Here is a 21,315-nt window from a genome sequence, read left to right as displayed (position 1 = left end):
CCGCCGCTTTCGCAGGGGCAACGGCGGATTGCAAAGCGTGGCGACGGTTCTACGCTTGGGCGCATGGAAGAGGATCGCACCGGGCAGATCGCCGTGCTGTTCGTATCGAAGCGGACGGCGGAGGACGCGGCGGGCTATGCCTGCGCCGCTGCGGCGATGGACGCGCTTGCCGCCGCGCAGCCGGGCTATCGCGGCGTCGAATCGCAGCGCGGCCCGGAGGGGGTGGGCATCACCATCAGCTATTGGGCCGATGCGCCGAGCGCTGCGGCCTGGCGCGACCATCCGGAGCATGCCGCGATTCGCGGCCTCGGCCGCGCGCGCTGGTACGAATGGTATGAGGTCATCGTCACGCGCGTCGAGCGCGGGTACCGCTGGAGCCGGCAATGAGGCGCGGGATCGATCGCGATTTCGCGCTGATGTTCACGGTGATGCTGGTGATCGCTGCCGGCAACACCGCGCTGCAATCGGTGCTGCCCGCGCTCGGCCGATCGCTGCACGCGGCCGATAGCGCGGTGGCGGCGGTGTTTTCGGTATCGGCGCTGTTGTGGATGCTCGCCGCCCCCTTCTGGGCCAGGCGATCGGAGCGGACCGGGCAGCGCGCGATGGTGCTGCTGGGGGTGATCGGCTTCACCGCGTCGCTCGGCCTGTGCGGATTCTGCCTGGCGCTGGGCATCAACGGCGTGCTCGGGCCGGTCGCCACCTTCGCCGCCTTTGTGGTGGGGCGGATGCTCTATGGCTGCTTCGGATCGGCGGCGCCCCCGGCGGTGCAGGCGATCGTCGCCGCCCGAACCGGCCGCGACGAGCGCACCCGCGCGTTGACGCTGCTCGCCTCGGCTTTCGGGCTGGGGACGATCCTGGGGCCGGCGGTCGCGCCCTATCTGGTGATGGGGCATCTCTGGCCCGGCGGTCCGCTGATCGGGCTGTCCGGCCCCGCCTTTGCGGCAAGCGCGGTCGGGTTGGTGCTGCTGATCGTGCTGCTGCGCATGCTCCCGGCCGATAGCAGCGCCGCCGAACATGGCGCCGCCGCCAGCTATCCGACGATCGGCGGTCAGGCGACCGGCGCGAGCGTGACGGCGGCCACGCGCGACCATGTCGAGCATGTCCGGACCTTCGATTCCCGCGTGCGCGCCTGGATGATCGTGGGACTGGTCACCGGCCATGCGCAGGCGATGACCGGGCAGGCGATCGGCTTCCTGATCATCGACCGGCTGGCGCTGGCGCCCGCGGCGGCGCTGGAGCCGACCGGGCTGGTGCTGATGATCGGCGCGGGCGCTTCGCTGCTGGTGCAATGGGGATTGATCCCCCTGCTCGACCTGCGGCCGCGCGCGCTGATCCTGGTGGGCGCTGCGCTGGGTGCGATCGGCTGCGCAATGACGGCAATGGCAGGCAGCCTGTACGGCATCGCGCTCGGCTATGCGACGATCGCGCTCGGCATCGGGTTCGCCCGGCCGGGCTTCACCGCCGGGGCCTCGCTGGCGGTGGGGCCGGCGGCGCAGGGATCGGTGGCGGGGCGGGTGACGTCGATCAACGGCGCCGCCTTCGTGCTGGGGCCGTCGATCGGCGTGGGGCTGTACGAACTCTGGGGCGCGCTGCCCTATCTCGTGGCGGCGGGCGCGCTGGCGCTGCTGCTCGGCTATGGCTGGGTGGCGACGCGCGAGGGGAACGGCGAACCCTCCCCGAGCTAGGGCCCGGGGAGGGGGGAAAGCGGTCAGCCCTTGGGGCCGCGGCCTTCGAGCATGCCCGGCGCGATGAAGCCGATCGGCTGAATTGACGAGGCCTGCTGCTTCAGCCGGCTCTGCATCGCTTCATACTCGTTCTCCATCTCCGGCGTGACGGTGGCGCGCGAGTCCTTCAGCGCTTCCTCGAAATGCGCCATCGTCACTTCGCGCGTCGCCAGCGATTGGCGGAGCGCGACCAGGCCGGCGCGGCGGACCACGTCTTCCAGATCGGCGCCGGTATAGCGCTGGGTCTGCTCGGCGACGGAGCCGAGGTCGACATCGGCAGCCAGCGGCATCTTTGCCGTCTGGATGCGCAAGATGCGTTCGCGCCCGGCCTTGTCCGGTACGCCGACATAGACGAGCTCGTCGAACCGGCCCGGGCGGAGCAGGGCAGGGTCGATCAGGTTCGGCCGGTTGGTCGCGCCGATCACCACCACCGACTGGAGCTCCTCCAGCCCGTCCATCTCGGCGAGGATGGTGTTGACCACGCGCTCCGTCACCTGTGGCTCGCCCATCGCGCCGCCCCGTGCAGGGACGAGCGAGTCGAGCTCGTCGATGAAGATCACGCAAGGCGCCACCTGCCTCGCGCGGGCGAACAGCCGGGCGATCTGCTGCTCGCTCTCGCCATACCATTTGGAGAGCAGGTCGCTGGACTTGGTGGCGATGAAATTCGCCTCCGCCTCGCGCGCCACGGCCTTGGCGAGCAGCGTCTTGCCGGTGCCCGGCGGGCCGTAGAGCAGGAAGCCCTTGGCCGGCCGGATGCCGAGGCGGCGGAACGCGTCCGGATCCTTGAGCGGCAGCTCGACGCCTTCCTTGAGCCGCATCTGCGCCGAGTCGAGCCCGCCGACATCGTCCCAGCGCACCGTGGGCGCCTGCACCATCACTTCGCGCATCGCCGAGGGCTGGACGCGCTTCAGCGCCTCCAGGAAATCGTCGCGGGTAACCGACAGCGTGTCGAGCACCTCGGGCGGGATTGTGCCTTCCTCAAGGTTAAGGCGTGGCATGATCCGCCGCACCGCCTCGATCGCCGCCTCGCGGGTCAGCGCGGCGAGATCGGCGCCGACAAAGCCGTAGGTGGTGCGCGCCAGCTCGGGCAGGTCGACATCGTCGGCCAGCGGCATGCCGCGGGTGTGGATGCCCAGGATTTCGCGACGACCGCGATCGTCCGGCACGCCGACGACGATCTCGCGATCGAACCGGCCCGGACGGCGCAGCGCCTCGTCGATCGCTTCGGGGCGATTCGTGGCGGCGATCACCACGATGTTGGCGCGCGCCTCCAGCCCGTCCATCAGCGTTAGCAGCTGGGCGACGAGGCGCTTTTCGGCCTCGCCGGTCACCTGGCCGCGCTTCGGTGCGATCGAATCGATCTCGTCGATGAACACGATGGAAGGCGCGTTCTTCGCCGCTTCCTCGAACACTTGGCGCAGCCGGCTTTCCGATTCGCCATAGGCCGAGCCCATGATCTCGGGGCCGTTGATCAAGTGGAAGCTGGCGTCACTTTCGTTCGCGACCGCACGGGCAAGGCGGGTCTTGCCGGTCCCGGGCGGGCCATGCAGCAACACGCCCTTGGGCGGATCTACGCCCAGCCGCTGGAACAGCTCGGGATAGCGCAGGGGCAGCTCGACCATTTCGCGCAGCTGATCGATCGTCGCGCCCATGCCGCCGATATCGTCATAGGTAACGTCAGCGCGGCGGCTTTCCTTCGCCTCTTCATATTCGGGGCGCAGCTCGACTTCGGTATTCTCGTCGATATGCACCACGCCACGTGGCACGGTGGAGACGACGTTCAACCGGATTTCCTGCAGCGCATAGGCTGGCGCGCGGACGAACTGGGCGACATTGGGCGGCACGTCGGCACGCTGGTGGCCGACCGTGGCGATCGTATCCCCGGCCGTGAGCGGGCGGGCGAAGAAGGTGCGCTTCAGCGCCTCGCCGGTGCCGCGCAGGCGCAGATTTTCCTGCGCCGGCGCAAAGACGACGCGCGTCGCTGCCTTGGACTCGACTCGGCGAACCTCGACGAAATCGCCCGAACCCACGCCGGCATTGGCGCGCTGAAGCCCGTCGATGCGGAGCAGTTCCAGCCCCTCGTCTTCGGTATAGGGCAGCACTGCGCGCGCCGGCGTGCTGCGCTTGCCGACGATTTCGATCACGTCGCCTTCGGTGATGCCGAGCGCCGCCATCAGGCTGCGGGGAATATGGGCCAGTCCGCGGCCGCTGTCCTCGGGCCGCGCATTGGCGACCTGCAGGCGGCGGGTGCGGGATTCGTCATCGGCCATTCTGGGTTCCTTCGTGGCGTTGGGCCCGAAAGCTAAGAACGGCGGAGGCAAAAAAAAGGGCCGCCTCAAAAAGGGCGGCCTTGGAAAGTTTTAGGAGAGGATGCCTGAAAGGCCTGTTCTATGTGCAGCGCGGCACGGTTTTGTGCAAGTGCGAAAATTACACCGTGTAGATGCATGGGTTGCAATCGCGATTGTCCGAGGCGATAGTCATCCGGTGGTGGAGCGTGGGAGCAAAGGTTTGTTCCGGCGTTCCTTGTTTTGTTGCACTGCACAATAAGAAAGACGGATCGATGCGCCGCCTGCCGCCGCTCACCGCCATCGAAGCCTTTGTCCAAGTCGCGCGGCTGGGCTCGATCAAGGCCGCCGCCGAAGAGCTCGCGCTATCCTCGCCCGCATTGAGCCGACGCGTGCAGGCGCTCGAGCGCTTCATTGGCAAGCCGCTGTTCGAACGCCGCCACCAGGCGCTGCGGCTGAACGACGATGGCGATCGCCTGCTCGGCCTGATCGCGCCTGCGCTTGATACCATGACGGATGCGATTGAGACGATGACGAGCGGCAGCGAACTGCTGCGGCTGCGGCTCGGCGTACTGCCGCTCTACGCGACGCAGCAGCTGCTGCCGCGCCTGCCGGAACTTAAGCAGCGGCACCCCGAATTGCACCTCGACGTCGATACCGGCAGCCATGGCATGGCGCGGCTGGGCGATGGCCTGGATGCAGCGATCGTGATCGCGCGCGATATCGATCCCGGCTATTATTCGCGTCGCCTGGATCGCAATCGCGTGCACGTGATCGGCGCGCGCGCGCTGTTGGAAGGGGCAAATCCGGTGCGCGATCCCACCGATCTTTCGCGCCTGACCGCGCTGGTCCATCGCGAAATGCCGGAAACCTTCACCGCCTGGCGCATGGCGGCCGGCTATCCCGATCTGGAGCCGGCGGCGATCGACCTGTTCGATTCGGGCAATCTGATGCTGGAAGCCGCCGCGCAGGGGCTGGGCGTCGCCTTCATGCTCGAGTCGCATTACCAATCGGCACGCGACGAGCGGCTGGTGCAGCTGTTCGATCTGACGGTGGAGAGCCATTACAGCTACTGGTTCGTGTGCCGTCCGCGTGCGCTGGCGCTACGGCCGGTGCGGCTGTTCCACGATTGGCTGATCGAAGCAATGGACGCCGACAAGCTGAACGACGGGCCTTCAAGCTAAGGCCCGTCGTCGCAGAATCGATTCGGATCAGGCTTCGGTACGCGCCTTCAGGATCTTGCCCGGATTCGCGGGCGGTTCGCCCTTGGGCAGCGCGTCGACATGTTCCATGCCTTCGACGACCTCGCCCCAGACGGTGTACTGGCCGTCGAGGAAGCTGGCATCGTCCAGGCAGATGAAGAACTGCGAATTGGCGCTGTTCGGGTTCATCGTGCGGGCCATCGAGCAGACGCCGCGGGCGTGGCGTTCCTTCGAGAATTCCTGCGCGAGATCGGGCTTGTCCGAACCGCCCATGCCGGTGCCGCTCGGGTCGCCGCCCTGTGCCATGAAGCCGTCGATGACCCGGTGGAACACGACGCCGTCGTAAAAGCCTTCATCGGCCAGGCCGGCGATGCGCGCGACATGGTTCGGCGCGAGATCGGGACGGAGCCGGATACGGACATCGCCGGTATCGAGCGTGAGAACGAGCGTGGTGGGTTCGGCCATGGGGCAACTCTCCTGCAAAGCTGGTTCGCTGCCCTAGGCGGTGCTTCGCCGACTTGCAAATCCGCGCCCGGGATGGCAGCGCCCGCCGGAGTGGCCGCAGCACGGGAGGTCGGACGATGAGCGAGACCGAACTGCACGACGAATCCGCAGCGGCCGAGAGCCAGCTGGATGAGGACGACCTGCTCCGCCCCGAATTCGTGGCGGCGGTGCTGGAGGCGGTGGAAGCCGGCGACGACGAAGCCGCGCGTGCGCTGGTGGCGCCGCTGCACCCCGCGGACATCGCCGATCTGGTGGAGCTGACGCCGGCGGACCGGCGCGCCGATCTCGTCACCGCGATACCCGACCTGATCGACGGCGACGTGCTCGCCGAGATGAACGACTGGGTGCGCGAGGCGCTGGTCGACGCGCTCGAGCCGCACCAGGTGGCGGACATCGCCGCCGAACTCGATACCGACGATGCCGTCGCGATCATCGAGGACATGGACGTCGAGGACCAGCGCGAGGTGCTGCGCGCGCTCGACCCCGACGACCGCGCCGCGATCGAAGAGGCGCTGTCCTATCCCGAGGAATCCGCCGGCCGCCTGATGCAGCGCGAGCTGATCGCGGTGCCAGAGCATTGGACCGTCGGCCATGTGCTCGACTATCTGCGCGGCAACGACGCGCTGACCACCGACTTCTGGGAAATCTTCGTCGTCGATCCCTCGCACAAGCCGATCGGCACCTGCGAGCTTTCCTGGATCCTGCGCACGCCGCGCGGCATCACGATCAGCGACGTGATGAAGCGCGAGCAGACGCTGATCCCGGTCGACATGGACCAGGAGGAAGTGGCGCTGCGCTTCCAGAAATATGCGCTGATCTCCGCCGCGGTGGTGGACGCCAGCGGCCGGCTGGTCGGCATGATCACGGTGGACGACGTGGTCCACATCATCTCGCAGGAAGCCGGCGAAGACATTCTCCGCCTCTCCGGTGCCGGCGAGGGCGACATCAACGAGCCCGTGCTGCTTACCGTGCGGACGCGGCTGACCTGGCTGTTCGTCAACCTGGGCACGGCCATGCTCGCCGCATCGGTGGTCGGGCTGTTCCAGGGCGAGATCGCCCGGTTCGCGCTGCTCGCCGTGCTGATGCCGATCGTGTCGGGCATGGGCGGCAATGCGGGCACGCAGACGCTGGCCGTGGTGGTCCGCGCGATCGCCACCAACCAGCTGACGGAATCGAACACCGTGCGGATGATCCTGCGCGAGCTGCGCATCGCCGCCGCCAACGGCGCGACGCTGGGGCTGGCGATCGGGGCGGGGACGATGCTGGTCTATGGTATCCCCTGGCTGGCCGGCGTGATCGCGATGGCGATGGTGATCAACAACCTGATCGCGGGCCTCGCCGGCGTGCTGATCCCGGTGACGCTCGATCGGCTGCGGGTCGATCCCGCCGTCGCATCTGCGGTGTTCGTCACGATGATGACCGACGTGATGGGATTTTTCTCGTTCCTCGGCCTCGCGACGCTGGTGGGGCTGGGCGGCTGACTTGATTGCGGGCTGGCGCGCGCCCAAATCCGCGCGCGTGCCGCTTCATCTCACCAAGGTCGCCTTTGCCTGCGACAGCGTCGATTTCCTGCGCTCCCGGCTGGAGGCGCGCGCCGCCACGGGCGGGGTGGCGCTCACCACCCGCTATCTGCCCAAGCGGCATGAAGAGATTGCCGGCGGATCGCTGTTCTGGATCCTGAAGCACCAGCTGGTCGGCCGTTCGCCGATCCTGGGCTTTGGCGAGGCGGAGGGCGGGCGCACCGCGATCCTGCTCGAGCCGCGGTTGATCCTGGTGCAGGCACGGCCCAAGCGCGCGCACCAGGGTTGGCGCTATCTCGAAGCGGCGGACGCGCCCGCCGATCTCGGCGAGGCCGATGCCGGGCTGGACGCGATGCCGCCCGGCCTGCTGGGCGAGCTGGCCGGGCTGGGGCTGATCTGATCGGGCGTCAGGCGAGTTCGACGATCGCGTCGATTTCGACCGCCGCGCCCAGCGGCAGCGCCGCGACGCCCACCGCGCTGCGGGCATGGCGGCCGGCATCGCCGAACAGCGCCTGCATCAGCTCGGACGCGCCATTGGCCACCTTGGGCTGATCGGTGAAGTCGGCCGTCGAATTCACGAACACGCCCAGCTTCACGATCCGCTTCACGCGGGAGAGATCGCCGTCCAGCGCCTTCTTGATCTGGGCGACGAGCATCAGGCCGCAGCGCTGCGCGGCTTCGGTGCCATAGCCGATGTCGCGATCCTCGCCGAGCCGGCCGGTCATCAGCGCACCGTCCTTGAACGGCAGCTGGCCGGAAATGTGGAGCAGCCCGCCCGCGGCGACCGCGGGCACATAGGCGGCGACAGGAGCGGCGGCCTCGGGAAGGGCGAGGCCAAGCTCGGCGAGCTTGTGATCGATGGCGGTGGTCATGCGGCCTGTCCAACCATCCGGGCCGCGCACCGTCAAGCCTGGGCGAAGCGCGCCAGGATCCAGGGCTCGGCGCTGCGCCAATCGTCGATGCGGGCATGGGCATGCGGCGCCGGCGGCACCACCGCCGCCAGGCTGGGCTCGGCGATCATGTGCAGGCGGAAGACGCCCGGCGCGTGGCGCGCCACCGATTCGTGGTGCGTCGCGAGATCGTCGACGAACACCGCCACCGATGCGCCATGCTCCTCGACGAGGCGCGCGACCGGCTGGCCCTTGCCGCCCTGGTTGCATTCGACGCGGTGGACGATGCCATGGTTGGCGAGCTGGGTGATCCGGTGATCGCGGCAATGATCGCGAAGATTGGTGAGCACGACGATATCGGCAATCTGCGACAGTCGGCCCAGCACCTCGCGCGCGTCGGGAACGAGCGTCTGGCGCTCCATCTCCTGCGGGAAAAAAGCGTCGAGCATCGCCCACATCTCTTCCGGGGCCAGGCGGCTGCCGTCGCTGCGGCGGCGCATCGCATCGGCGAAGTCGCCGTCCTGCAGCGCCAGATCGATCGCATGGGTTTCGCCCAGCCATTCGCCGAAGTGCCGCACCATGTGGAGCAGCACTTCATCGCAGTCGGTAATCAGCAACGGCTTCATGCCTGCTCCAGCTGGTGGCGGGCGTGGACCAGCGCCTGGGGGGAAAGGTCCAGCGCATCGGCGCAGGCGACCAGATCGGGTTCATGGGCCTCGAGGAACCCGATCGTCGCGGCGAGCAGATCGCGATCGGCGGCGCGGGCACGGAGCGTCGCGGGATCCAGGCCGGTCAGGTCGAGCAGGCGTGCGGCCCGGCCCGGATCGCCCAGCGTCCAGGCCAGGGCCTGCAGCGCCACCGCCTCGGGATTTGTCACCGGGTTCGCCATCGCTTAACTAGCTCCAAACGATCGGGGTTGCGCGTGCCAAAAAGAGTACTCGTTGTCGAGGACAACGAACTGAACCTGAAGCTGTTCTGTGATCTGCTGCGGGCGCATGGCTATGTCGCCGAGCCGGTTCGCGACGGGCGCGAAGCGGTGGCCACGGCGCTTCGTTTCGCGCCCGATCTGGTGATCATGGACATCCAGATGCCGCACGTCACCGGCTTCGAACTGATCGGCAGGATGCAGCAGGACGACTCGCTCTGCCGAGTCCCGATCATGGCGGTAACCGCCTATGCCAGTCATGAAGATGAGGAGCGGATTCGGGCCGCAGGGGCCCGATCCTATGTCGCCAAGCCGATTTCGCTGGCTCGGTTCATCGAACAAGTGGAACGCCTGCTCGCAAACGCGCCGGACGCGGAGGCATAAACAAGGAAAGCGCCGAACCGCGGGGTCCGACGCCGAAAACCTTGCGCAACCGGGCTACAGCGCCCGGCAAGCCCGTTACTTGATCTTCGCTTCCTTGAAATCCACGTGCTTGCGCACGACCGGATCATATTTGCGGAAGCTCAGCTTCTCGGTCTGCGTGCGCGGATTCTTCTTGGTGACATAGAAGAAGCCCGTATCCGCCGTGCTGACGAGCTTGATCTTTACGGTGGTCGGCTTTGCCATGACCCGGAACCCTTGATTCGTGCGAAAAGAAAAGAGCGGCGCGCCATGGGCACACCGCTGACAGGGGCGAGCGGATGCGCGAATCACCGGCAAAAGTCAAGCGGGCTGCGATGAAGCCGTTCGATCAGGCTGATGCAGATAATCCCGGCAACCCTCTGGCTGCACCCGGGAACCGGATCCTATATGCCGATCGTTATCGCTTCGAATCGAAACGCCCTGGAGGACCCTATGGCTGAAAATCCCGCCCTCGCGACGCCGACCGACCTCAACCGCAACGACACCAAGAGTGTGGCGGAAGCGCTGAATAGCGCGCTGGCCGATTGCTTCACGCTGTATTTGAAGACCAAGAACTTCCACTGGCACGTCTCGGGCCCGCACTTCCGCGATTACCACCTGCTGCTCGACGATCAGGCGACGCAGATCCTGGGCGTGACCGACGCGATCGCCGAGCGCGTGCGCAAGACCGGCAACACCACGCTGCGGTCGATCGGCGACATTGCGCGCCGGCAGACGATTTCGGACAATGACGCAGATTTCGTGGCGCCGGGCGATATGCTTGCCGAGCTGCGCGACGACAATCTCAAGCTCGTCGAGAGCTTCCGCGCGGTGAAGGATGCGGCGGAAGCTGCCAAGGATAATGCCACCAGCGGTATCGTCGACGAATGGACCGACCAGGCCGAAGAGCGCGCCTGGTTCTTGTTCGAGGCCAGCCGCAAGGGCTGAGCGGGAACCGGCCGGCGTGCGCGGGGCGCGCGCCGGCCCTTCGCCGCGTCACTGGATCGCGGCGAGATCCTTTTCCACCTTCGCCAGCATCTCGTCGGTCAGTGCGCCGTTCGAAAAGGGCTGCACCGCACGCAGGCTCATCGTCTTGAACTGGTCGAGCGCGGGGTGGGTGGAGACGCCCGGCAGATCGGCGTCGAGTACCGCCTTCGCCTTGGGATCGGCGATCAGCTGCTCGATCGGGGTATCGAGGCTGAACTTGGCGGCGCTTGCCGGAGTCGCGGCCTGCGCCGGAGCCGGGGCTGCAGCCGGCGGAGTCTGCTGCGCCATCGCCGCGGGGCTGGATACGGCCGTGGCAAGCGCACATGCGACAAGAAGCTTCATCGGAAAGGCTCTCCCTGAACGGGCGCGGTGCGCACCCGGTGGGGGGAGGCTAGGCGGCAATTAAGGCAGCTTTGCGAATCGTCCGTCGGCCGCGCCGTCCAGGGTGACCAGCCACAGATCGGGCACCGCGCCGATCCGCAGCGGCACGCCGCTGGTACCGATTCCCGCGGTGACGAGCACGTCACGGCCGGGCTCGCGGATCAGCCCGCAGGTATAGCGGCGGCCATAGCGCGACGCTGTCTTGGGTGGGCCGATCAGCGGCAGCGAGATCTGGCCGCAATGGGTGTGCCCCGCGAACACCAGCGGGAAGCGGGCTGGCAGCATCGGCGCGACATCGGGCGTATGGCTCAGCACGATCGTCGGGCCGTCGAGCTTTCGTGCCGCGCGATCGAGGCGATCGGCGCGAAACTTGCCGTGGTAGAGGTCGTCCGCCCCGGCGATCGTCAACGCTCCCCGCCGCACGGCCGTGTTGCGCAGCACGGTGAGGCCGTTGGCGACAAGCCTGGGCGGAAGATCGGTCTTCCCGGCGATCGAATAATCGTGATTGCCGAGCACTGCGACCGTGCCGTAGCGCGCCTTCAGCCCGGCCAGCGGTGCCGCGGCTTCCGCCGCATCGTAGACGCGGGTGGAGATCGTCCGCTCCTGTTCGATATCGCCGGCGATCAGCACGAGATCGGGGCGAAGCGCATTTACCTGCGCCACGATCCGGGCGAGCCGGGCGGGCGGGGTATCCGGTCCGGCGACGTGCAGATCGCTGAGCAGCACCACCCGCATCGGTGGAGCCCCGGCAGGCCAGTCCCGCATATGCACGTTGAGCCGGCGCACGACCGGATCGCGCGTGGCGGTGTGATAGCCAAGGGCGAGGATGCCGATCGCAACGGCTGCCAGCAAGAGGAAGAGGCGCTTCATCATCCGGCCTCCTAGGGCATCGATGCGAACTTTCGAAGCCTTGCCGGGCGCGAATCGGGGCATGGATGTCCTCGCCTGCCCGTGCCACCATGTCGCCATGCGGATGATCGGACTGATTGGCGGGATGAGCTGGGAAAGCTCGGCAGCCTATTATCGCCTGCTCAACGAAGGGGTGCGGGCGCGATGCGGCCCCACCGCCTCGGCGCGCTGCCTGCTCTGGTCGTTCGACTTTGCCGAGATTGAGGCACTGCAGCATCGTGGCGACTGGGATGGCCTGTCGGAACGGCTGGTCGATGCGGCGCAACGACTGGAGGCGGCGGGTGCCGAAGCGCTGCTGATCTGCACCAATACCATGCACCGGCTCGCCGATGCGGTGACGGCGTCGGTCTCGATTCCGCTGCTGCACATCGCCGATCCCACCGCCCGACGCATCCAGGCTGCCGGCATCGGCACGGTCGGCCTGCTGGGCACCGCCTTCACCATGGAGCAATCCTTCTACAAGGATCGCCTGACCGACATGCACGGATTGCGGGTGATCTTTCCCGACGAGCCGGATCGCCGCATCGTGCACCGGATCATCTATGAGGAACTGGTCGCGAGCCAGGTCCTACCGGCGTCGCGCGAGGCCTATCGCGCCATCATCCGCCGGCTGGTGGCGGCAGGGGCCGAGGCGGTGATCCTGGGATGCACCGAGATCATGCTGCTGGTCGGGCCCGAAGACAGCCCGGTGCCGGTGTTCGACACGGCCGCGATTCACGCCGCCGCCGCGGTGGAATGGGCATTGGCCGAACGCGGGGCTGTGCCCGGCGACATCCGGCGCTAGCGCCGCGCGCATTCTGCCCCCATCTATCTGGCCATGCGCGCTTTTGCCGACCTGCTCGACCGGCTGATCTACACCCGTTCGCGCAACGCCAAGCTTCGCCTGATCGGCGACTATCTCCGCGCGACTCCCGATCCCGATCGCGGATGGGCGATGGCGGCGCTGACCGGCGCGCTCGATCTGCCTGCAGTGAAGCCGGCGCTGCTGCGCGCGATGATCGAGGCGCGCGTTGATCCGGTACTGTACGGCATGAGTCGCGACTTTGTCGGCGATTCGGCGGAGACGATCGCGTTGCTCTGGCCCGAGCCGAAGGTGCCGCCGCCGGAAAGCGGCCCACTGACGCTGTCGCAGGTGGTGGCGACGCTGGGCGGTCTTTCGCGCTCGGACGCGCCCGGGGTGCTGGCGGCGATGCTCGATCGACTTGAGGCGGACGAGCGCTATGCGCTGCTCAAGCTGGCGACCGGCGCGCTGCGAGTCGGCATCTCCGCCCGACTCGCCAAGACCGCGCTGGCGCAGGCGTTCGGGCTCGACGTCGATGCCGTGGAAGAGGTCTGGCACGGGCTGCACCCGCCCTATGATCGGCTGTTCGATTGGGCCGAGGGCCGCGCCGATCAGCCGCGCGCCGAGGATGTGCCGGTGTTCCGGCCGTTCATGCTCGCCCATCCGCTGGAGGAAACGCAGGTCGACCTGGCGGACTATGCCGCCGAGTGGAAATGGGACGGCATCCGCGTCCAGCTCGTCCATGCCGGCGGCGAGACGCGGCTCTACAGCCGGGCCGGGGACGACATCACCCGCAGCTTCCCCGAGGTCGCAGCCGCCTTCGTCACCCCGGGCGTGCTCGACGGTGAGCTGCTGGTCCGCGGCGAGGCGCAGGGCGGCGAGGCCGGCAGCTTCAACGCGCTGCAGCAGCGGCTGGGGCGCAAGCTGGTTTCGGCGAAGACGCTGGCGGACTATCCTGCCTTTGTCCGCCTCTACGACATCCTGTTCGACGGCGGCGAGGATGTGCGGGCGCTCGGCTGGCGCGATCGGCGGGCTCGGCTCGAAGCGTTCGTGCCGCGGCTTGATCCTGATCGGTTCGATCTTTCCGCGGTGATCCAGGCCGAAGATTTCGCAGCGCTGGAGGAAATCCGCGCCGGCGCGCGCGATGCGGCGATCGAAGGCGTGATGCTGAAGCGGCGCGATTCGCCCTATATCGCCGGTCGGCGCGTTGGCCTGTGGTACAAATGGAAGCGCGATCCGCTCGTCGCCGATTGTGTGCTGATGTATGCGCAGCGCGGCTCCGGCAAGCGCAGCAGCTTCTATTCGGATTTCACCTTCGGCGCTTGGACGGACGCGGGCGAGCTGTTGCCGGTGGGCAAGGCCTATTTCGGTTTCACCGACGAGGAGCTGAAATGGCTCGATCGCCATGTACGCACCCATACCGTGAACCGCTTCGGGCCGGTCCGTGAGACCGACAAGTCGCTGGTGCTCGAGGTCGCGTTCGATTCGATCCACGAATCGAAGCGGCACAAGTCGGGTCTGGCGATGCGCTTTCCGCGAATCAGCCGGATTCGCATCGACAAGCCGGTGGAGGAGGCCGACACCATCGCCGCCCTGCGGCGGTTGACGACCTAAAAGACAAATTTCTAGTCTCCCACTCCCAAGCATAGCACCCCCAACCACAGTTTCGTACAAGCGGGCATGGCTATGGGGGAACCAGCGCAGGGCAGCGGGGCATCGCTGACGGAGCGCGAGAAAGCGACGCTGCGGCTGTTGCTGGCGGGGCATGATGCGAAGTCGATCGCGCGCATGCTCGATCTGTCGGTGCACACAGTCAACGAACGGCTGCGAGATGCGCGACGCAAGTTGGGCGTTTCTAGCAGTCGCGAGGCTGCGCGCTGGCTTGCCGAGCGCGAGGAAAACGCTCCCGAAAAATTGAGGGACATGCCAATCAGGGTGTCGGGGGAGGCACCAGCCATGGCTTCTTCCGGTTCGAGTCAGCGCCGGCACCATGGGGTGCACCGGCTCGCCTGGCTCAGTGGAGGAATGCTGATCATGTCCCTGGTTATCGCTGCCATCGCAGCTGTCGCGCTGCACACCCCTGCCACGCCGTCTGCACAGACGCCCATGCCGTCGCCCGCGGCGAGCGCCGTTCACGCCGAGGGGCTGGAGGCCGCCCGGCAATGGCTTGCCCTCACCGACCAGGCGAAGTGGGAGGCGAGCTGGCAAAGCGCGGGAGCGATGTTCCGCACCCAGGTTACCAGCGACCGCTGGGCGGGCATGGTCAAGCCGGTGCGGGGGCCGCTGGGCGCCGTCTCCTTGCGCAGTTTTCAGTCGGCGACCAAGACCAAGACGCTGCTTGGGGCGCCCGATGGCGACTATGAGGTGCTGAATCCAGACCGACTTCGCGCAGCGCTCTGGCGCGACCGAAACGGTCATTCTGGCGCGGGAAGGCACCGGCTGGCGCGTGGTGGGGTATCTCATCCAGTAAAAGAAAAAGGGGCCGGGCGTTGCCGCCCGGCCCCTTCGTTTTCGTATCCCGTGCGGGTTACTGCTGCGGCGAGAGGTTCACCGCGGCGTACTTACCGCGACGATCGACCTCCAACTCGAATTCTAGCCGGTCGCCTTCGTTGAGCGTCGGCATGCCGGCACGCTCGACCGCCGAAATGTGAACGAATGCATCGGGCTGGCCGTCGTCGCGCTGAATAAAGCCGAAGCCCTTCATCGCGTTGAAAAACTTGACCGTACCGGTCGCCTTCTCGCCAGTCAGCTGGCGCTGCGGACCACCGCGCGGCGCGTCGCGGCCGCCAGCTTCGTCGCGCGGAGCGCGTTCGGTAACCGCCATCGGCTCGCCATCAATCTTGATGCCGGTAGCCGAGATGCGGCCGCCGCGATCGACCAGCGTGAAGCCGAGCGGCTGACCTTCGGCGAGCGCGGTCAGGCCGGCCTGTTCGACCGCGGAGATGTGCACGAACACATCTTCGCCGCCGTCATCACGAACGATGAAGCCGAAGCCCTTCTGTGCGTTGAAGAACTTTACGACGCCAGTCGCTTCGCCGACAACCTGGGGGGGCATGCCGCCGCCGCCGCCCCGACCGCCGCCGAAGCCACCGCCGCCGCCACCACCGAAGCCGCCACCGCTACGGAAGCCGCCGCCTCCGCCGCCGCCATACCCGCCGCCGCCGCCAAAGCCGCCGCGGTTACCGCCGCCGAATCCACCACGATCTTCGAAACCGCCGCCGAAGCCGCCGCCGCCGAAGTTATCGTCGCCGAAACTATCGCGCTTGTCCCTGCCGCGCCCACCGCGCTCTCCGCGACGTCCTCTATCGAAACTCATGCCCTGTTCGTCTTCCCGGTTCGCCCTGAACCAACCAATCAAAACCTGAGCGCCGGACGAAAAACGCAGGTCTTACGGCACTAACGCAGCGCCACCGACAGCCTTCATAACCCAAAAAAACAGGGTGCGCGAACGAATTTCGCGCCCGCGCCTCGATTGCGGCAGGAAAGTGTCTCGAAAGTCACGGAGTGAACACGCCTTTTGCGTGAGCGGAGCCGCGTGGGGGGCGGCTCGGCCTGCCGCCGAAGCGCTCCGCTTGTGCGGCAAACCGAGCAGATGGCGGGTGCAATCGGCTCTGCGCGCGGAGCGTTGCTCTGCAAAGCATTGAGCTGCGCGACCAACCTGTTTACGCGGGCACGATGGCTGTACATTTTCACGAAGAAGACCTGCCCGAAGACGTGTTCGCCCCCGGCGTGGCGATCGCGGTCGACACCGAGACGATGGGTCTGATCACCCCGCGCGACCGGCTGTGCCTGGTTCAGCTGTCGGATGGATCTGGCGACGAGCATCTCGTCCGCTTCGGGCCGCGCTCCAATTATGCGGCGCCCAATCTGCGGATGGTGCTCGCCGATCCGGAGCGGCTGAAGCTCTATCACTATGCCAGATTCGATCTTGCGGCGATTCGCTTCTATCTCGGCGTGACCGCTGGCCCGGTTTACTGCACCAAGACCGCGTCGCGACTGGTGCGCACCTACACCGATCGCCACGGTCTGAAGGATCTGGCGCGCGAGCTGGTGGGCGCAGAGATTTCGAAGCAGCAGCAATCTTCCGACTGGGGCGGCCCTGACATCTCCGACGCGCAGCGCGACTATGCCGCGTCCGACGTGCGGTATTTGCACGCGATGAAGGTGGAACTGGATCGCCGGCTGGAACGCGAAGGGCGGACGGAACTTGCCCAGGCCTGTTTCGATTTTCTCCCCTGGCGTGCGGAACTCGATCTGGCCGGCTGGCCCGACACCGATATCTTCGCGCATATCTGATCCGTCGAGGTTGCCGATCGTCGATCGGCAACCCAAAAAGGCTGCCATGTCCGAACTCGCCAACCGGTTGCGATCACAGAGCCGTTCCTGGGCCCATCCCGGGAGCAGCCATGATCGCGCCGTGCGCACCGCGCTGGTGGTGCTACCGATCGGCATTGGAGCGCTGTTCGCCTTCCTCGTCACCGCGCCGCTGTTCATGGGCGGTGACGTCAGCTTCGTGTTGGACAAGAACAAGGTGGCGATGTCGCCCGAGCGGCTGCGGATCGATTCTGCCGATTATCGCGGTGAAGATACCAAGGGCCGGCAATTCGAACTCCATGCCGGATCCGCGGTGCAGAAAAGCTCTGCCGAACCAGTGGTGCAGCTGCAGGATCTGAGCGCGCGGCTGCAATTGCCCGAAGGCCCGGCGACGCTGGTGGCGAATCACGGCCGGTACAATTTGAACAGCGACCAGGTGGCGATCGACGGACCGATCCGTTTCCAGACCAGCGACGGCTATACCCTTAACACCAACGACGCGACGGTCGACCTGAAGACGCGCAAGCTTGCGAGCGGCGGGGCTGTCACCGGCAATACGCCCACCGGCACGTTCAGTGCGAACCGGCTGACCGCCGATTTGGACCGGCGTGTCATATCGCTGGAAGGTAATGCCCGCTTGCGAATGGTGCCGAAGCAGACGAAGAGGCCATGATGAACCGTCGTTCCGCCCTTGTCCTTGCCGTGCCGCTGATGCTGGCAGCGGTCCCGGCCGCCGCGCAGACCCGGCACGACACCAACGCTCCGATCGATTTCGACGCGCGTAACATCCAGCTCGACGACCGCGCGAATCGGGCGATCCTGACTGGGAACGTGGTGATCCGGCAGGCGGAGATGACGCTGCGCGCGGCGCGCGTGACCGTCGCCTATAGCGGCAGCGCGTTGAGCGGTTCGCCCCAAGCCTCCCGTCTCGATGCCGGCGGCGGCGTCACCGTGACGCGGCCGGATCAGACAGCGCGCTCCAACTATGCCGTATACGATGTCGATCGCCGGGTGATCACGATGATCGGCGGCGTGACGCTGCGTCAGGCCGGCAACAACGTCTCCGGCGGGCGGCTGTCGATCAACCTTGATACTGGCCGCGCGACCATCGACGGTTCGGGAGTTGGCGGCTCGGCTTCGTCCGGCGCCCCGGCGACGCAGAGCCAGGGCGGCCGCGTGACCGGCCGCTTCTCTGTTCCGAAGCGCAGTTCGGCCGATCAGCTCAACCCATAAGCCGGGGTGATGCCACGCCCCGTGCGAACCCTTCCCTTTCCGCGCGTTATCATGCAGGAACCGCCCAAGCAGCCGCGATAGCCGGGGTGAAACGCGATCCCATTGCAGGAGCCGTCATGAGCGACGTCGCCACCGCCACGCCTGAATCGTCCGCACCGGATCCGGTGCCGCTGCCCGATCGCGGGCTAGCGGTCGTCTCCATCGCCAAATCCTATGACAAGCGCACGGTGCTGACCGACGTGTCGGTATCGGTCGGGCGCGGGGAAGTCGTTGGCCTGCTTGGGCCGAATGGCGCGGGCAAGACGACTTGCTTCTATTCGGTGATGGGCCTTGTGAAGCCCGACAGCGGCCGCATCATGCTGGACGGCGAAGACATAACTCGCCTACCCATGTATCGCCGTGCGATCCTGGGCCTTGGCTATCTGCCGCAGGAAACCTCGATCTTTCGCGGCCTGAGCGTGGAGAAGAACATCCTCGCCGTGCTCGAATTGGCCGAGCCGGACCGCGACGCGCGTCAGGCGCGGCTGGACCAGTTGCTCGACGAATTCGGGCTGACGCGGCTGCGCAGCTCGCCGGCGATGGCGCTTTCGGGCGGCGAGCGCCGCCGCGCCGAGATCGCGCGCGCGCTTGCCGCCAATCCCACGATCATCCTGCTCGACGAGCCGTTCGCTGGCATCGATCCGATCTCGATCGCTGACATCCGCGACCTGGTGAAGCAGCTGAAGCAGCGCGGCATCGGCGTGCTGATCACCGACCATAACGTTCGGGAGACGCTGGAAATCGTCGATCGCGGCTACATCATCTATGACGGGCGGGTGCTGTTCGCCGGCTCGCCCGACGATCTGGTCCGCGACGAGAACGTCCGCCGCCTCTATCTCGGCGAAAGCTTCTCGCTCTAACCCGCCATGAGCCTCGCGCCTCGCCTCGATCTGCGCCAATCGCAATCGCTGGTGATGACGCCGCAGCTGCAGCAGGCGATCAAGCTGCTGACGCTGTCGAACCTGGAGATCGAGACCTTCATCGCCGAGGAAGTCGAGCGCAACCCGCTGCTCGACGCAGGGGGTGGCGGCGACGACGTATCGAGCGAGTCCACCGCGAGCGGTGACGAGGTTGAGGTCCGCGATGGCCCGGCCGATGCCAGCGAACTTATTCTCGGCGGCGGCGAAGCCGCGGGAGAGGCGGCGCTCGACGTCGATCTTGCGGCCGAGGCCTTTCACCATGATTCGGCGACCGACATGATCGGTGGTCTCGACGGCAGCCTGGGGATGAACGGCGCGAGCGGGGGTGGATCGGAAGAAGCGCCAGATCTCGACAATCTTGGTACCGGCGACATCGCGCTGGTCGATCACCTGCTCGCGCAGGCAGGCGCCTCAATTGCCGGCCCGGACCTGTTCATCGCCCAGCATCTGATCGACCAGATCGACGAGTGCGGCTATCTGACCGTGCCGCTTGGCGAAATCGCGGAGCGACTGGGCCTGCCGACCGCGCGGGTGGAGGCGGTACTGGCGGTCATCCAGACCTTTGATCCCACCGGTGTCGGCGCGCGTGACCTTGCCGAATGCCTTGCGCTGCAGGCGAAGGAAGCCGATCGCTACGATCCGTGCATGGCGCGGCTGATCGCCAATCTGGAGCTGGTCGCGCGCGGCGATCTCGGTCGGCTGCGGCGGCTCTGTAATGTCGATGACGAGGATCTTGCCGACATGATCCGCGAGTTGCGCAGCTACGATCCAAAGCCGGGCTGCCGCTATGGCGGCGATCCCGTGCCGGCGGTGACGCCCGACCTCTTCGTCGCACGGCGCGGGACCGGTTGGGCGGTGGAGATCAACGCGGCGACGCTGCCGCGTCTTCTCGTCAACCGCGCTTATTATGCCGAGGTTTCGGGGGGCAAGCAGGACAAGGCGAGCAAGGCCTGGCTCACCGACATGCTCGCCAGCGCCAACTGGCTGGTCAAGGCGCTGGATCAGCGCCAGCGCACGATCATCAAGGTCGCCAGCGAAATCGTGAAGCAGCAGGAAGGGTTCTTCCTCAAGGGTGTCGCGCATCTTCGTCCGCTGACGCTGCGTCAGGTGGCCGACGCGATCGAGATGCACGAGTCGACCGTCAGCCGCGTCACCAGTAACAAGTATCTCAGCTGCGCCCGCGGCCTCTTCGAACTGAAATATTTCTTCACTAGCGCGATCCAGTCGGCCGATGGCGGCGAAGCGGTTTCGGCGGAGGCAGTGAAGAGTGCGATCAAATCGCTGATTGCGGCGGAGGATCCCAAAAGGATCCTGTCCGATGACACGCTGGTCGAACTGCTCAACGCCCGCGGGTTCGACATCGCGCGCCGCACAGTAGCCAAATACCGTGAGGCGATGGGAATCGGCAGCTCGGTTCAGCGCCGGCGGCAAAAGGCACTCGAAGGAGCGGGTTGATGCAGCGTGTTTGGTGTTGGGTGGCGGCGCTTGCCGCGATGCTGGCGTGTGCGCCGGCTATGGCGCAGGGCAAACCCGGGCTGACGGTGATGAGCCTCAACATCCGCTATCCCGGTAAGGACGACGGTGCGAATCTGTGGGAAAAGCGCCGCGCACTCACCATCGCGACGATCCGCGCCGCCGCGCCCGATCTGATCGGCACGCAGGAGCTGTTCCAGCGCCAAGGCGACGATGTGGTGCGGGCGCTGCCCCAATATCGCTGGTTCGGCACCGATCGCTATGGCGGCCACAAGGACGAGCATATGGGCGTCTTCTACCGGCACGACCGGCTGAAGATCGTCGAGCAGGGCCAGTTCTGGCTTTCGGACACGCCCGAGGTGGCGGGCAGCATCAGCTGGGGCCACCCGCTGCCGCGCATGGTAACCTGGGCGACGTTCGAGACACGCGACGGCCGCCGCTTCCGCTTCTACAACACCCATTTTCCCTATCGCGACGAGGATGACGACGCTCGCACGCGCGGCGCGCAGCTGCTCTCGGATCGCATCGCTGAGGGGCCGGCCGGACTGCCGGTAATCGTAACCGGCGACTTCAACACCACCGCCGACAAGCCGGCGCACGCGATCCTGACCAAGACGCTCGCCGATGCGTGGCTGGCGCGACTAGACCATCAAGGGCCCGACTTTACCTTCCACGGCTTCACCGGCAAGGGCGATCGCCGCATCGACTGGATCCTGACCCGCGGCTTCGCAGTCGATCGGATCGCAACGCTGGATACGCACAAGGGCGAGGTGTACCCCAGCGATCATTACCCGGTGGTGGCACGGGTACACTTCGCGCGCTGAGC

The 21,315-nt window shown here is 66.8% G+C and carries 25 protein-coding genes; 16 read left to right on the top strand and 9 right to left on the bottom strand.

Annotated elements, in window-relative coordinates:
* The first annotated feature begins 63 nt into the window (after positions 1-63).
* Positions 64-387 (top strand): antibiotic biosynthesis monooxygenase family protein, encoded by a 324-nt coding sequence (locus ACNFJ7_RS12450; protein WP_019369061.1) that lies wholly within the window; start codon positions 64-66, stop codon positions 385-387.
* Positions 384-1,685: an MFS transporter gene (locus tag ACNFJ7_RS12445; protein WP_019369060.1), complete on the top strand. Its 1,302-nt coding sequence runs from the start codon at positions 384-386 to the stop codon at positions 1,683-1,685. Before ACNFJ7_RS12450 ends, ACNFJ7_RS12445 begins: the two co-directional genes overlap by 4 nt.
* Before the next feature lie 23 nt (positions 1,686-1,708).
* Here ACNFJ7_RS12445 and ACNFJ7_RS12440 read toward each other — a convergent pair whose 3' ends face one another.
* Complete coding sequence (locus tag ACNFJ7_RS12440) at positions 1,709-3,994, bottom strand: CDC48 family AAA ATPase (protein WP_019369059.1); 2,286 nt, start codon at positions 3,992-3,994, stop codon at positions 1,709-1,711.
* 290 nt (positions 3,995-4,284) lie between these two features.
* Here ACNFJ7_RS12440 and ACNFJ7_RS12435 point away from each other — a divergent pair, with 290 nt between their 5' ends.
* Positions 4,285-5,193, top strand: coding sequence for a LysR substrate-binding domain-containing protein (locus tag ACNFJ7_RS12435; protein ID WP_019369058.1), 909 nt, complete (start codon positions 4,285-4,287; stop codon positions 5,191-5,193).
* A gap of 27 nt (positions 5,194-5,220) precedes the next feature.
* On the opposite strand, the gene ACNFJ7_RS12430 is transcribed toward ACNFJ7_RS12435, so the two are convergent.
* A complete protein-coding gene (locus ACNFJ7_RS12430) occupies positions 5,221-5,676 on the bottom strand; it encodes a peptidylprolyl isomerase (RefSeq protein WP_019369057.1) in 456 nt (151 codons plus the stop codon).
* A gap of 116 nt (positions 5,677-5,792) precedes the next feature.
* Here ACNFJ7_RS12430 and mgtE point away from each other — a divergent pair, with 116 nt between their 5' ends.
* Positions 5,793-7,196 (top strand): magnesium transporter, encoded by a 1,404-nt coding sequence (mgtE, locus tag ACNFJ7_RS12425; protein WP_019369056.1) that lies wholly within the window; start codon positions 5,793-5,795, stop codon positions 7,194-7,196.
* Between the two features lie 37 nt (positions 7,197-7,233).
* Positions 7,234-7,635, top strand: a complete 402-nt coding sequence (locus ACNFJ7_RS12420; protein WP_026009060.1) for a DUF1489 family protein — start codon at positions 7,234-7,236, stop codon at positions 7,633-7,635.
* A gap of 7 nt (positions 7,636-7,642) precedes the next feature.
* Here ACNFJ7_RS12420 and ACNFJ7_RS12415 read toward each other — a convergent pair whose 3' ends face one another.
* Genes ACNFJ7_RS12415 through ACNFJ7_RS12405 form a run of 3 tightly spaced genes read right to left on the bottom strand, consistent with a single transcriptional unit; the run spans position 7,643 to position 9,014 of the window.
* Positions 7,643-8,107, bottom strand: a complete 465-nt coding sequence (locus ACNFJ7_RS12415) for a RidA family protein (RefSeq protein WP_019369054.1) — start codon at positions 8,105-8,107, stop codon at positions 7,643-7,645.
* Positions 8,108-8,139: 32 nt separating this feature from the next.
* Positions 8,140-8,751, bottom strand: a complete 612-nt coding sequence (locus tag ACNFJ7_RS12410) for a hypothetical protein (protein ID WP_019369053.1) — start codon at positions 8,749-8,751, stop codon at positions 8,140-8,142.
* Positions 8,748-9,014 carry a DUF3572 domain-containing protein gene (locus ACNFJ7_RS12405; protein ID WP_019369052.1) on the bottom strand — a complete coding sequence of 89 codons (267 nt, stop codon included), beginning with the start codon at positions 9,012-9,014 and terminating at the stop codon, positions 8,748-8,750. The genes ACNFJ7_RS12410 and ACNFJ7_RS12405 overlap by 4 nt, the downstream gene beginning before the upstream one ends.
* Positions 9,015-9,047: 33 nt before the next feature.
* On the opposite strand from ACNFJ7_RS12405, the gene ACNFJ7_RS12400 reads away from it, so the two are divergent.
* Positions 9,048-9,434, top strand: a complete 387-nt coding sequence (locus ACNFJ7_RS12400) for a response regulator (protein ID WP_026009059.1) — start codon at positions 9,048-9,050, stop codon at positions 9,432-9,434.
* Between the two features lie 75 nt (positions 9,435-9,509).
* On the opposite strand, the gene rpmG is transcribed toward ACNFJ7_RS12400, so the two are convergent.
* Positions 9,510-9,677 (bottom strand): 50S ribosomal protein L33, encoded by a 168-nt coding sequence (gene rpmG / locus ACNFJ7_RS12395; RefSeq protein WP_010125625.1) that lies wholly within the window; start codon positions 9,675-9,677, stop codon positions 9,510-9,512.
* Between the two features lie 228 nt (positions 9,678-9,905).
* On the opposite strand from rpmG, the gene ACNFJ7_RS12390 reads away from it, so the two are divergent.
* Entirely contained in the window at positions 9,906-10,400 is a 495-nt protein-coding gene (locus ACNFJ7_RS12390; protein ID WP_026009058.1) for a Dps family protein, read from the top strand.
* Positions 10,401-10,448: 48 nt separating this feature from the next.
* On the opposite strand, the gene ACNFJ7_RS12385 is transcribed toward ACNFJ7_RS12390, so the two are convergent.
* A complete protein-coding gene (locus tag ACNFJ7_RS12385) occupies positions 10,449-10,781 on the bottom strand; it encodes a hypothetical protein (protein ID WP_019369049.1) in 333 nt (110 codons plus the stop codon).
* A 60-nt stretch (positions 10,782-10,841) separates the two neighbouring features.
* The gene (locus ACNFJ7_RS12380) at positions 10,842-11,693 is read right to left on the bottom strand and encodes a metallophosphoesterase (RefSeq protein WP_037513379.1); all 852 of its coding nucleotides are present in this window, start codon (positions 11,691-11,693) and stop codon (positions 10,842-10,844) included.
* Positions 11,694-11,787: 94 nt separating this feature from the next.
* Between ACNFJ7_RS12380 and ACNFJ7_RS12375 the strand changes: the two genes are divergently transcribed.
* From ACNFJ7_RS12375 to ACNFJ7_RS12365, 3 genes are all read left to right on the top strand, one after another.
* Positions 11,788-12,513 carry an aspartate/glutamate racemase family protein gene (locus tag ACNFJ7_RS12375; RefSeq protein ID WP_037513377.1) on the top strand — a complete coding sequence of 242 codons (726 nt, stop codon included), beginning with the start codon at positions 11,788-11,790 and terminating at the stop codon, positions 12,511-12,513.
* A gap of 33 nt (positions 12,514-12,546) precedes the next feature.
* A complete protein-coding gene (locus tag ACNFJ7_RS12370) occupies positions 12,547-14,124 on the top strand; it encodes a cisplatin damage response ATP-dependent DNA ligase (protein ID WP_019369046.1) in 1,578 nt (525 codons plus the stop codon).
* A gap of 66 nt (positions 14,125-14,190) precedes the next feature.
* Positions 14,191-15,123 carry a helix-turn-helix domain-containing protein gene (locus ACNFJ7_RS12365; protein ID WP_201785401.1) on the top strand — a complete coding sequence of 311 codons (933 nt, stop codon included), beginning with the start codon at positions 14,191-14,193 and terminating at the stop codon, positions 15,121-15,123.
* Here the strand turns inward: ACNFJ7_RS12365 and ACNFJ7_RS12360 are convergent.
* Positions 15,038-15,826, bottom strand: a complete 789-nt coding sequence (locus ACNFJ7_RS12360; protein WP_026009057.1) for a cold-shock protein — start codon at positions 15,824-15,826, stop codon at positions 15,038-15,040. The two genes, ACNFJ7_RS12365 and ACNFJ7_RS12360, sit on opposite strands and share 86 nt — an antisense overlap.
* A 359-nt stretch (positions 15,827-16,185) precedes the next feature.
* Between ACNFJ7_RS12360 and ACNFJ7_RS12355 the strand changes: the two genes are divergently transcribed.
* The 6 genes from ACNFJ7_RS12355 (at position 16,186) to ACNFJ7_RS12330 (ending at position 21,313) form a co-directional block, all read left to right on the top strand.
* Positions 16,186-16,806 (top strand): ribonuclease D, encoded by a 621-nt coding sequence (locus ACNFJ7_RS12355; RefSeq protein ID WP_019369045.1) that lies wholly within the window; start codon positions 16,186-16,188, stop codon positions 16,804-16,806.
* A gap of 46 nt (positions 16,807-16,852) precedes the next feature.
* A complete protein-coding gene (gene lptC / locus ACNFJ7_RS12350; RefSeq protein WP_019369044.1) occupies positions 16,853-17,497 on the top strand; it encodes an LPS export ABC transporter periplasmic protein LptC in 645 nt (214 codons plus the stop codon).
* The gene (locus ACNFJ7_RS12345; protein WP_019369043.1) at positions 17,497-18,057 is read left to right on the top strand and encodes an LptA/OstA family protein; all 561 of its coding nucleotides are present in this window, start codon (positions 17,497-17,499) and stop codon (positions 18,055-18,057) included. The genes lptC and ACNFJ7_RS12345 overlap by 1 nt, the downstream gene beginning before the upstream one ends.
* A 116-nt stretch (positions 18,058-18,173) precedes the next feature.
* Positions 18,174-18,956 (top strand): LPS export ABC transporter ATP-binding protein, encoded by a 783-nt coding sequence (lptB, locus tag ACNFJ7_RS12340; RefSeq protein ID WP_019369042.1) that lies wholly within the window; start codon positions 18,174-18,176, stop codon positions 18,954-18,956.
* A gap of 6 nt (positions 18,957-18,962) precedes the next feature.
* Positions 18,963-20,471, top strand: coding sequence for an RNA polymerase factor sigma-54 (rpoN, locus tag ACNFJ7_RS12335; RefSeq protein ID WP_019369041.1), 1,509 nt, complete (start codon positions 18,963-18,965; stop codon positions 20,469-20,471).
* Entirely contained in the window at positions 20,471-21,313 is an 843-nt protein-coding gene (locus ACNFJ7_RS12330; protein ID WP_026009056.1) for an endonuclease/exonuclease/phosphatase family protein, read from the top strand. The genes rpoN and ACNFJ7_RS12330 overlap by 1 nt, the downstream gene beginning before the upstream one ends.
* Positions 21,314-21,315 lie beyond the last annotated feature (2 nt).

Origin of the sequence: Sphingomonas sp. HT-1 (assembly GCF_048568905.1) — a bacterium.
In the GTDB taxonomy this organism is placed as follows: domain Bacteria; phylum Pseudomonadota; class Alphaproteobacteria; order Sphingomonadales; family Sphingomonadaceae; genus Sphingomonas.
This window is presented reverse-complemented; position numbering and strand designations above follow the sequence as displayed.